This window comes from Pseudoalteromonas sp. NEC-BIFX-2020_002, from assembly GCF_013002825.1.
GTDB classification, from domain to species: Bacteria; Pseudomonadota; Gammaproteobacteria; order Enterobacterales; family Alteromonadaceae; genus Pseudoalteromonas; species Pseudoalteromonas neustonica.
In genome coordinates this window covers 284,520-296,601 of record NZ_JABEPJ010000001.1, presented here as the reverse complement: position 1 = coordinate 296,601, position 12,082 = coordinate 284,520, and the positions used below count along the sequence as shown (strand labels likewise).

8 protein-coding genes and 1 pseudogene are annotated in these 12,082 nt (G+C 36.9%); 4 read left to right on the top strand and 5 right to left on the bottom strand.

The window, feature by feature from the left end; translation table 11 throughout:
- Nucleotides 1-144: 144 nt before the first annotated feature.
- Together HJP15_RS01295 and HJP15_RS01290 are read right to left on the bottom strand one after the other, a co-directional pair.
- On the bottom strand, nucleotides 145-1,107 hold the full coding sequence (locus HJP15_RS01295; protein WP_054203908.1) for a transcriptional regulator: 963 nt from the start codon (nucleotides 1,105-1,107) through the stop codon (nucleotides 145-147).
- 14 nt (nucleotides 1,108-1,121) lie between these two features.
- Nucleotides 1,122-2,360 carry an AAA family ATPase gene (locus HJP15_RS01290; protein ID WP_054203907.1) on the bottom strand — a complete coding sequence of 413 codons (1,239 nt, stop codon included), beginning with the start codon at nucleotides 2,358-2,360 and terminating at the stop codon, nucleotides 1,122-1,124.
- Nucleotides 2,361-3,134: 774 nt separating this feature from the next.
- On the opposite strand from HJP15_RS01290, the gene HJP15_RS01285 reads away from it, so the two are divergent.
- Nucleotides 3,135-4,349, top strand: coding sequence for a hypothetical protein (locus tag HJP15_RS01285; protein WP_054203906.1), 1,215 nt, complete (start codon nucleotides 3,135-3,137; stop codon nucleotides 4,347-4,349).
- Between the two features lie 58 nt (nucleotides 4,350-4,407).
- Here HJP15_RS01285 and HJP15_RS01280 read toward each other — a convergent pair whose 3' ends face one another.
- Nucleotides 4,408-5,283, bottom strand: coding sequence for a DNA replication terminus site-binding protein (locus HJP15_RS01280; RefSeq protein ID WP_170172873.1), 876 nt, complete (start codon nucleotides 5,281-5,283; stop codon nucleotides 4,408-4,410).
- A 379-nt stretch (nucleotides 5,284-5,662) separates the two neighbouring features.
- Here HJP15_RS01280 and tnpA point away from each other — a divergent pair.
- Together tnpA and HJP15_RS01270 are read left to right on the top strand one after the other, a co-directional pair.
- Nucleotides 5,663-5,962 (top strand): annotated as a pseudogene (gene tnpA / locus HJP15_RS22380) (IS200/IS605 family transposase); the annotation flags it as partial.
- 981 nt (nucleotides 5,963-6,943) lie between these two features.
- Nucleotides 6,944-8,293 (top strand): class II 3-deoxy-7-phosphoheptulonate synthase, encoded by a 1,350-nt coding sequence (locus tag HJP15_RS01270; protein ID WP_054203904.1) that lies wholly within the window; start codon nucleotides 6,944-6,946, stop codon nucleotides 8,291-8,293.
- A gap of 87 nt (nucleotides 8,294-8,380) precedes the next feature.
- On the opposite strand, the gene ppsR is transcribed toward HJP15_RS01270, so the two are convergent.
- Nucleotides 8,381-9,190 (bottom strand): posphoenolpyruvate synthetase regulatory kinase/phosphorylase PpsR, encoded by an 810-nt coding sequence (ppsR, locus tag HJP15_RS01265; RefSeq protein ID WP_170172872.1) that lies wholly within the window; start codon nucleotides 9,188-9,190, stop codon nucleotides 8,381-8,383.
- Between the two features lie 153 nt (nucleotides 9,191-9,343).
- Between ppsR and ppsA the strand changes: the two genes are divergently transcribed.
- The gene (ppsA, locus tag HJP15_RS01260) at nucleotides 9,344-11,719 is read left to right on the top strand and encodes a phosphoenolpyruvate synthase (protein ID WP_054203902.1); all 2,376 of its coding nucleotides are present in this window, start codon (nucleotides 9,344-9,346) and stop codon (nucleotides 11,717-11,719) included.
- Nucleotides 11,720-11,786: 67 nt separating this feature from the next.
- Here the strand turns inward: ppsA and HJP15_RS01255 are convergent, their stop codons facing one another.
- Nucleotides 11,787-11,996 carry a PGPGW domain-containing protein gene (locus tag HJP15_RS01255; protein WP_170172871.1) on the bottom strand — a complete coding sequence of 70 codons (210 nt, stop codon included), beginning with the start codon at nucleotides 11,994-11,996 and terminating at the stop codon, nucleotides 11,787-11,789.
- Between the last annotated feature and the right edge of the window lie 86 nt (nucleotides 11,997-12,082).

The following is a 12,082-nucleotide window of genomic DNA, read 5'->3' as shown; positions in this document are numbered from 1 at the left end:
CACCATTAAGTTAGTAAAATAATGATCTTTAATAGGTATTTAGCTTGATTTGGTGTAATTCGGATCGTTATTTAACTAACTTAGAGGTAGTCGAGATCACTATTTTACTAACAAAAGCGTGATCTCAGATCATTATTTTATCAACTAGTTAAAAGCATTTAAAAGCTTTGTTAACTGTTCTAAGCGTCTGTCAGTCATCACTTTATTATCAATCTTAATCGATAAATCACCACTTTTAACATTACGCTGAACACTAACATAGTCGCTTTCAAGTAAAGCTTCACGACGATGGGTGTTTACAGGCTCGGCAGTTAAAGATTTGGTAATCGCCATTGCGCGCTTATCGTCACCAATAATCTCATTGATACTTTGATCATTAGCGAGTAATTCAACTTGTTGATTAAATGTTGTTTCATTGCGTTCTTTTGCAGCTATTAATTTTTTTGCGACTTCTCGGCCAACATGATTAGCCGTTGGATACAACGCTAGAACGCTAGCAGGTAGCTTCTCGTAAGCTTTAATGGCATCAGCAATGGCTGTGTGAGAAACCCCTTCAATTGCCGCTATTTCACGATAGGAGCCCTTTTTACCATCATTAATTAATTCATCTTTTGTTTGTTGATACGCTTGGCCAAGCTCCCACAAACTTGGTGCGATGTATTGATCCGATGAAACAGCTAAAATTTTGGCATCAAGATCTGTAAAATCACTTGAACTAAGTACCATGTAATCAGCATTTCCTAATATACATGCCATACGACGACGTGAGCCTGCCAGTACAAGTGTTTCATCACCTTTATCCCAGCATAGGGCTGGATGTTGGTTACGCCCGTCCTCAGTGATTGCAGGAAGAATATCAGCTACTGATTTTTCATTTAAAAGTGATTGTACTCGTCGGTTTTTGCCATACACTTTAGTCATGAGTTCTATGTCATTATGCGGGATCATTTTACACACCAATGTGATCTGACGATTTGGATCGCTTGGAGCTGGCATTTTTATCACATCACCGGCATTGGCCTGTTCAAGTAGCTCATCAAGGCTGCTATTGCCGATAGACGTAGCAAAAGGATCTAAGCTGGTGTCATTTTTACGTTTTTTAGCCATTATTATTAACTACCTTACTTAGCTTTATTAAGTTGAGATTGCGTTGACTTCCAATTAGAACGAATCAACATTTCAAGTTCATCAACTACATCTTTGATATTTTCTTGTGCTCTGATCAATGATTCTCGACTAGCAAGGCTATCTGATGTTTTTTGATCAAAAATAGTATTAAATGATGATGAACTGGCTGTAATTGCTGAGCTGTGGTTTATTGGATAGCTCATGACTTGACGCCCAAACGCACTACGAACATCTTTCACTATGTCACGCTGAGAATGATTACCTTTAACGTAATTCGTCACTAAAAACTGCATGAAATCCCAACCTTCATGGCCTAAAGAAGCCACTGTATGGTAAATCTCACCAAGTCGTTTTAGGTATTTATTATTTGCATCAAAATCAACGGCTTCAGGGTGCACAGGTATTAACATTGCTGTAGATGCCATTAAAGCATTATAAAACATAAAGTTAAGTGAAGGTGCTGTATCAATTAATATAATATCAAACTGATCTTTTACAGGGTTAATCACTTTTTCAAGTAATTTATGATAATGACGTGTTTTATCGTAGCTTGAACTATCTTTCAATAACGTTGCGGTCTCATGTTCAAAATAAAAGTCGTCCATACCAGAAGGTAAAATACGAATATTTGGAATGTGCGTTGGTAAAAATGAATTTGATACAAGTTGTTCCCATGTTTCGTTTTCATCAAGTTCAATGCAATTACGCATTAAGTCGCCGACTGTTATAGGTTCTGGTTCGCTCGGTGGGAAAAAACTAGAAGAAGAACCTTGAGGGTCTAAGTCAATAATACCAATACGATAACGTTTAATATTTGTAGTTGCCAATGCTGCTGCAATATTTACCATGCTAGTTGTTTTACCACAGCCACCTTTGAGTGAATTGATGACAATAACTTGTAATTTATCATCAATATTGCGGTGATCTGGTTGAATATCCATGATATCAGCCATTGAGAAAATATTTACCAGAGTGTAAGCATAATGACCGTTAGCACCACGTTTAATATTTAAATCATCGAAGTCGCCATTATCGTGACGTCTTTTTAAGGTTCGGTTGTTGCACCCTAATAAATCTGCCGCTGCTTTTTGGGTATATGTTCTAAGCTCTTTTTCTTCAGATTTTAGATGAGCGCGATAATGTTGAATACGTCCTTCTAATGACTTTTCTGCGACTTCAGCAGTTGCTTTTAAAAGACCATATGTTGCTAACGCATTACTATGAATTGACATGCTTTATTCCTCAAAGTTAGGTGATAAGTATAATGTCCATTCAATTAACTGTAAACAACTATTTATGGTGACATTACTTTTATTTAGAAGACATTCAAAACTTAATATTCAAACTTTAATATTGCTTAGTATAAATAAAGAAGGTTAAAGGTGGTTAGTATATAAGGTAGTAAAGGTTAAGGGTCTTAAAAAGTTACTTAACTAATTGATTTTAATAAACAATAGTAAATAAGTTAGATCACGTTTATACTTGGTTAAGATCAGATCTTTTACTACTGATGGATCACTATTTTACTAAGCACGAATATAACAATAGAGTTACACACAAGTTAAACACATTGTTGTTCACAATAAGCAGTGTTTAGATCATTATTTTACTAAGTTAATTAATAAGTTATACACTAACGAGTGGTTAAATGAGTGGGTTTGATTAGTATAGATCTGATCTGTACTAGGTAGAGATCAGATCTATTCCAACTCATAGTTGTATTATCCACAGGCATGCTTTCTAAATGGACGATATGTCGTGTGTTTTTTAATAAAAACTAAAATGAAATGGACAAATTTGCTATTGAGTTAGTAAAAATTAGATTTGTAACTGCCTAGTTAGTAAAAAAGTGATCTGTAAATCATGATTACAACCTTTACTTAGTATAAAAGTGATCTGATGATATATTTTAAACTTGGATCAGTTTTATACTAACTTAAACATTTAACTTTTACAGTTTAATGTGTTGTTATTAGATGTCGCAACAAAATTTGGAAATAAGAACAATGAGCCGAAAGGTCAACATCTCGGTAGATAACTTACCCGATACATTACGGGGACAGATCCACGGGGTGGAAAGTGCAATAGATAACGAGAGTCTCGCTTTATTCACCGATAATAAAGATGTCCGTGTTTCAATCGAAAATGCTGCACATGGATTACGAGCATACTCAAACACATTTAATCATTATGATTTATGGGGACGTTTTGTTCGCTCTGGTCATAAAAAGCTCCCTTTAGAAGAAGCACCAAAAAAAACGATCATTACACGTAAAATATCAGAAAAAGTAGATGGTATTTTGTATGACGGTGAAATAAAAATAACACCAGCTGTTGTCAGTAGCCGTAAAGATGGTGAAGATATTGAATATTTAGTTTGGCCATCCGATCGTGAAGAAAAAGTTGAGCGCGCACTCATTCGTTTGGCTTCAAAAGGTAAAATCGTTAAAATAAATTTTAAGTCCGGTATTCAATATGCCGTTGTTTTTTCGATGAACGAGTTGGCTCAAGAACTTAAAGCTGTTGGGCAATCTATGCCTTATCCACAAATTAAAGAAGCTTTAGAAGCACTGCAAGGATCTAAGTTATCATTTAAGTATTCTGCGACGGATACAAAAAATACAGATATTGATGACTCTTTTTATGAGTCAAATATGAACTTTCTTTCATCGTTGCATTTTAGTGGTAAAAAAGGGCAGGGAGGCAATGTAAAATGTGTTGCATGCCTGAATGCGTTTGTTCATAACATGATCGATAACCTTGAATATAAAGGTTATTATTTCAACAGCGCGCAAGAGCTGAAGCGTGGTCTGTCTCGTTGGATGATGTTACGTTTGTATCACCTTTGGCGTTATGCTGCACCAGGAAAAACTTACCACTTTAGATTACTATCGATCATGGAAAAATATGGCTCTATTTATTCCACAGATAATATTACTGAAAATAAGTTGAAAGCGCTGCGTCGTGATATGACAACGACGATGAAAGACTTAATTGAGAAAGGAGCTATTTCAGAATACAGTATTACGAATGTAAAAGATGATAAAACGGGAAATATTATTGATTATACATATGAAATGCACCCGTCAGATCAATTTTGTGATGAAATACTTACTTTGAATAAACATAATAAGCGGATTGAAATTCAAGGCGGTAAGCGTGTAGTTGAAAATGTAGTTCACCTTGATGAAGATACTATTGAGGCGATAGTCCAAGATTAACCGCTTAGTTTAGTGTAGTTATTAAAAAGGCCGCTATTTAGTGGCCTTTTTAACATAATCAACTTTCTATTTGTTCCATATATAACCTATCAACAAGAAAATCATATTCTTTTTTTCTTGGGTGTCCATCTGGTTTTAGATAATCAGATAAAATACCCAGCTTTACATCCGGTTCAGGGTTAATCAAAATAAAGGGTAAGGCAGCACTGACATGATAACGATCTTGAGCTGTGTATCTAACATTAACTTGGGGGCTTACACGGGTTGGTCGTCTAATTCTGAGTTTATCTTTATCTCCCAAGCTTGCTACACGTAATTTTTCTTGAGCAACAAGTGATTGCCAACTTTGTTGGTCTATCACTCGAGGGTTAGAATAACCGGCTGATTTTTCCAGCATTTCGAGTGCCATTTTTTTTGTTAAAGTTTTTGTTGCGTGTTTATGCATCCAAGTAAAACGTACTGAGTAAGGTGAATTCACTTCAAAATGAATTTTACGGTAGGCCGCAAGCGTGATTAAATTTGGAATAGCATTATGAACAGCTTCAAAGCGCGCATCATTATTATCAATGGCTAAAATACACTCTTTAAATGCAGCTTTAGCTTTGTTTAATTGTTGAATTCGAGCAATAAGGTGTTGTTGATCCGCATTTTTAATTACTAATAAGCCAGGGTGTCGCTTTAAAACTCGGCTACTAAGACCTGATTTTTTATATATATCACCAAACGAATTTAAAATTGATTTATGTGCAGCATCCCCCGTGATTTTAGTAACATTAATAGAGTTAGGTACAATTTTTTCATCATTACAGCCTACGTCAGGTAATTGATAAAAATCGGCTTTTGAATAACCACATTCTTTTAAATCATCAATAAAAAGATTAGTTAAATCATTTAGTAAATCAAACTGACTTCTAATTTGTACTTTAGATACCATAAGAACACATCATACAAAGATTAAGATCAATATTTTACCATATAGAGAAGCAGGTTCGAAATATTAAAAAACTGTCTTTTCCCTGTTAACTAATTATTAAATTATACTCAGAGCTAAGTTATAACTATTAAAGAAATAAGTATGATGTGTTCTTTGGTTCACTTGATTTATTTTCCTCCCATTGTTTCATAGGTACATGAAACAATGGGGGTGAAACAGCACGTAGCGAAAAACACGGAGGCTTGTCCCAATCTGTACTATTGAACACATGGAACTTCAAAGAAATACGCATCACGTTTTAGGATCTAGTGAATACCTAAGTATCTACATAAAGTGTTCTAATAGCCTTATAGAGCAGGGATAAAAGCAATTATTCAAAAGATTGGGCAATGATATAATTGAGTTAGAAATGCCAGAAGATCATATTCATATGGAAGTTCGAATTGAACCGAAAATGTCACCGAGTAAAATAGTAAAGAGTATTTCGGCGAGATAACTTTTGCGACTTTATCCAGATGTAAAGAGACGATACTTTTGGGCTGGCAAGCTTTGGACTCAGAGTTATTTTGTTGAAACGATAGGAAATGCAAACGAAGATACGATCAGAGCGAATGTACAAAATCAGCAAACCAAATTAGACAATAAAGAAAAACACGGGGCTCAGTTAGGGCTCCTTTAAACTCGGACGCTTGCAGCCTATGTTAATAACAAAAAAAGTTGCTTTAGTGCTAATCATTTAAAAATATGACGCAGAGCATATATATCGTATTTATAAAGGTATTCTGGTTTAAGTGTACAAAAGGTAATGCATAACCATATTAATGGGCTTCATACATAGGAAAGGCTTTCTAGCTATCCTGAATAGTAAATAATGATACGCGCAGAGCGAACTTGGAGCGGTATATTTCGATACGGCAAAATAAGTAGGTGTTTTTGCAGTAGATATGTTTTCACCTTCTATTAGCGAAGTTTATTATATCTTTAAGACCAGTTACCTAGCACACAGTTACAGGGCCTTGCTGGTAACACCTACTGAATGAACTACTATAAACTAAGGCCAATGAACTAGGCAGCTCTTTAAACTGGTCAATTGAAATAGGAGGGTATTTAATTTATAAACTTACAGCTATTTTCTTCAGCTTCACAGTCATACCAAAATATTAAAATGTAATATACATCTAGCCTTGGTAAAGCAATTCAGTTTTATATTAATTCGTGGTAATTCGATATCACTAAAGCGATATAACCGAGTTATTAGATGAAATAAAATCCAGATATTAAAACCCAAAGTAATTCTTCATAGCACGCATTATTAATTCTATCCACTGTTAGCCCTAAATTACTAAATGAACACTGTAATGTTAAGGTTACAATGCACTTGAATTTAAGTATGATGTGTTCTTTATTTGGTGTTTAACTAATTATGTTCAAGTACATATATATTCCATCTCTTTAATTAACTATTTATTCATATTAATTAATAGCTTAACAGGTTTTTACAATAACTTAGTATCAGTAATTGTGCTTTTGAGCACCTCTGATTATCAATAATATTTATCTCATAACTAAATAATTGATAATTAGCGAATATAGTCCTTGAACAGCGCCACTGCATACGTTAATTTCACCTATCAGGTAAACGTAGGAATGAGGAAATAATATGCAGTCGTGGAACCCAAATAGCTGGAGAGAGCTCCCAATACTTCAGCAACCACAGTATCCAGATCAAGAAGCACTAAAGACTGTCGAAGGACAATTGAAAAGCGCACCCCCATTAGTATTCGCTGAAGAAACTCGTAGCTTGTTTAAACAACTTGAAGACGTATGTGAAGGTCGTGCCTTCTTGCTCCAAGGTGGTGATTGTGCAGAATCATTTAGTGATTTTAATGCCGCAAATATTCGAGACACATTTAAAACAATTTTACAGATGGCAGTAGTGTTAACTTATGGTGGAAAATGCCCTGTAGTTAAAATAGCCCGTATGGCAGGCCAATACGCAAAACCACGTTCAGCAGATTTAGAAACAATCGATGGTGTCTCATTACCATCTTACCGTGGTGATATAGTAAATAATTTTGATTTTACCGAAGAAGCGCGAATCCCAGACCCACAACGCTTAATGACCGCTTATCACCACAGTGCAGCAACACTTAATTTATTACGCGCGTTTGCCCAAGGCGGACTTGCTGATTTACATCAAGTAAATCGCTGGAACATGGGCTTTGTAGCCGCGAACCCGCTGAAAGAAAAATACCAACAACTTGCTGATAAAATTCAAGATGCACTTGAATTTATGGAAGTATGTGGCATAAATTCCACAATCGCACCTTGCTTAAAAGAGACTGATTTATATACGTCTCATGAAGCATTATTACTAGGTTATGAAGAAGCGCTTACTCGTCGAGATCACCTCTCTGGTGACTGGTATGACTGCTCAGCACACTTCGTTTGGATTGGTGAACGTACACGCCAATTAGATCATGCACACATTGAGTTTTTTAAAGGTATCAAAAACCCAATAGGCGTTAAAGTTGGTCCAGGAATGGACCCAGACGATCTAATTCGTTTAATTGATGCACTTAACCCAGATAACATACCAGGTCGTTTAACATTGATCACACGTATGGGTGCAGATGTTCTGCCTGAAAAGTTACCTGCATTAGTCCGTCGCGTTCAACAAGAAGGCCGCAAAGTAATTTGGAGCTCTGATCCAATGCACGGCAATACAGAAAAAGCCACATCAGGTTATAAAACACGTAGTTTTGATAATATACTTCGTGAAATTAGTCAGTTCTTTGCTGTTCACAAAGCGGAAGGTTCATACGCTGGGGGTGTTCATTTAGAGATGACAGGCCAGCATGTAACTGAATGTACCGGTGGCGCTTATGGATTGTCTGATGATGACCTTGCACAGCGTTATCGCACACAGTGTGACCCACGCTTAAATGCTGATCAAGTATTAGAACTTGGTTTCTTAGTTGCTGACTTATTAAAAGACGCACGTAAGTAAGCTAAGAAAATAAAAGCCGCAAGTGCGGCTTTTTTAATGTCCGATATTATTTAGTTCACCAATCCAAGCATCTCAATAAAAACTAAGTTAGTACTTACGACGCTCAAGATTAGTATCAGATATGATTTTTGCAGATATTTCTTCGACAGAATGGTTAGTCGAATTCAAATATGCAATTTTATGTTTTTTATACAACATTTCTACTTCACGAACTTCAATTCTACATTGCTTAAGTGACGCGTATTTTGAATTAGCCATTCGACGTTGGCGGATATCGGCTAATCTCACTGGATCAATTGTCAGACCAAACAGTTTTTGCTTATATGCTACTAAGCAAGCGGGTAGCTTACCAGTTTCAAGGTCTTCCTCTGTAATAGGGTAGTTTGCAGCTTTAATACCATATTGTAATGCTAAGTATAAACTCGTCGGTGTTTTACCACTGCGGCTAACTCCCACTAAAATAATATCTGCTTCTGCGTAATTATTTATATTTGCGCCATCATCATTAGTCAACGCATAGTTCACAGCATCAATTCTAAAATCATAACTTTTTTCATGCATTGAATGAGTACGGTGAATTTTTGGAACTGGTGCAACCTTTAACTCTTGTTCAATTTTATCACTAAATGTGGTTAAAAAATCGTACGTAATTGCTGAGGAAGAACGAATTATCTCGCTCAAATTATGATTTACAAAAGTGAAAAATACGAGCGGCTTTTCACCTTCTCTTTGCGCAGTTGTATTAATTAACGCTTTTACTTCGTTTGCTTTTTCTTCAGTTTCAACAAAAGGAATAGTTTTATGATTAAATTCAACGGGAAATAATGACAAAGTAGCATGGCCAAAAACCTCAGAAGTAATCGCTGTACCGTCAGAAATATAAAATGCAGTTCTCATATTAACCTTTTTCTTACGTTTAATAGTTAAAATAGGCACCCCACGGTTTACGTAAGGTCTGTTGCCAGTGTAGAATGAAGGCGACCTTTTTAGAAGGTTTTCTTTCTTAACTCTCACAGTTATTACTACAATTTGTTTTTTGGAGAAAGATCCGTGCAAGAATACGTTCTCTGGTATCAAGAGCTTGGTATGCAAGATGTTCCTCGTGTTGGCGGCAAAAATGCCTCACTCGGTGAAATGATTTCAAACCTAGCAAACGCTGGTGTACAAGTCCCAGGTGGTTTTGCAACAACCGCCGACGCATTTAATGAGTTTCTTGAGCAATCAGGACTAAATGCAAAGATCCACGACATTTTAGACACACTGGACGTGGAAGATGTAAATACACTCGTAAAAGTCGGTGCTGATATTCGTCAGTGGATTATCGACACACCATTTCAACCTAATTTAGACAAAGCTATCCGCGAAGCATACAGCCAACTACACGGCGATGCAGCAGACGATGTTTCATTTGCAGTTCGTTCATCAGCTACAGCTGAAGACATGCCAGATGCATCATTCGCAGGCCAACAAGAAACCTTCCTCAATGTGCGTGGCATAGACTCTGTAATGGTCGCCATCAAACATGTATTCGCATCGCTTTTCAATGACCGTGCGATTTCATACCGTGTACACCAAGGTTATGATCATCGTGGCGTAGCATTATCTGCGGGTATTCAACGTATGGTACGCTCTGATAAATCATCATCAGGCGTAATGTTCAGTATCGATACGGAATCAGGTTTCGAAGATGTTGTATTTATTACATCTAGTTATGGTCTAGGCGAAATGGTTGTACAGGGTGCAGTAAACCCTGATGAATTTTATGTTCATAAACCAACTCTTGCTAAAGGCAAACCATCCGTTGTGCGCCGTAACATCGGTTCAAAAGCGATTCAAATGATTTACTCTGCTGATCAAGCACATGGTAAACAAGTTGAAATCGTTGACGTAGATGCATCCCTTTCAAACCAATTTTCAATTACCGATGCTGAAGTTCAAGAGCTTGCAAAACAAGCCGTGATCATCGAAAAGCATTACGGCCGCGCGATGGATATCGAGTGGGCTAAAGACGGTAATGACGGCAAGCTTTACATCGTTCAAGCACGCCCTGAAACAGTACGTTCAAACGAAGACACGAATGTAATGGAACGCTTTCAACTAAATGGCAGCAGTAATGTTGTCGTTGAAGGACGTGCCATCGGTCATAAAATTGGCTCTGGTGTCGTGCGTGTTCTTGATTCAATTAAAGAAATGGACCAAGTACAAGTAGGTGACATCTTAGTTACTGACATGACAGACCCTGATTGGGAACCTATCATGAAACGCGCTGCAGCGATTGTAACTAATCGTGGTGGTCGTACATGCCATGCGGCAATCATCGCCCGTGAATTAGGTATTCCAGCAGTGGTTGGGTGTGGTAATGCCACAGACCTAATTAAAGCTGGCCAAGAAGTAACAGTATCATGTGCTGAAGGCGACACCGGCTTTATTTACGAAGGTATTTTGGATTTCGAAATCCTCACTTCACGCGTTGATAAAATGCCTGAACTACCAATGAAAATCATGATGAACGTCGGTAACCCTGATCGCGCATTTGATTTTGCACGCTTACCACACTCAGGTGTTGGTCTTGCCCGCGTTGAATTTATTATCAACCGCATGATTGGTGTTCATCCTAAAGCATTGCTTAATTTTGATGCACAAACCGATGCATTAAAAGCTGAAATCACCGACATGATTGCAGGTTATGAATCACCGGTTGAATTCTATATCTCTAAATTAGTTGAAGGTATTTCTACCTTAGGCTGTGCATTTGCACCAGAGCGCGTTATTGTTCGTATGTCTGATTTTAAATCAAACGAATATGCTAACTTAGTTGGCGGACAACAATACGAGCCAGAAGAAGAAAATCCGATGATCGGTTTCCGCGGCGCAGCACGCTATATCTCGGAAGATTTCCGTGATTGTTTTGCACTTGAGTGTGAAGCAATAAAACGTGTGCGTAACGACATGGATATGGCCAACATTGAAATCATGATCCCATTCGTACGCACCCTTGAAGAAGGTAAACGCGTTATCGAATTACTTGAAGAGCATGGCCTTAAACGTGGCGAAAATGGCTTAAAAGTAATCATGATGTGTGAACTTCCATCAAATGCACTGCTTGCAGATGAGTTCCTAGAACACTTTGATGGCTTTTCAATTGGTTCAAACGATTTAACCCAGCTAACGCTTGGCTTAGATCGTGATTCTGGTTTAATTGCACATTTATTTGATGAACGTGACCCTGCAATCAAAAAACTACTTTCAATGGCAATTAAAACGGCTAAAGCAAAAGGAAAGTATGTAGGTATTTGTGGTCAAGGTCCTTCTGATCATGAAGACTTTGCAGCTTGGTTAGTAGAGCAGGGCATTGATTCTGTTTCACTAAACCCAGATACAGTACTTGAAACATGGTTATACCTTGCTAAAAAATTAGCAAAATAACTCGTTTAGCATAATAAAAAATGCCAGCAACATTGCTGGCATTTTTTTATCAGGACGTTAATAGCTTTTATCGCGCTAATTTTTTATCTAAAAAAGCACATGATTTAGTGAGTGCTTTTTGACAGAGTGCCAAGTAATGGCGTGCTTTTGGATAATAAAACGAAAAACACATAAGCCCAATAATAAAAAAGATTAAAGATGGCCCAGGTACTACAGCAAAAAATAACCCAAGCAATATAAATAAACTGCCAACTAAAAGTAAAATACATTTTTTCATTTAAATTCCCTCGCAACTAAGCTTCTAATATCGAGTATAAGTAATCACAGCACTTTTACGATCAAAAGAGTGTTACAAACTGTAAA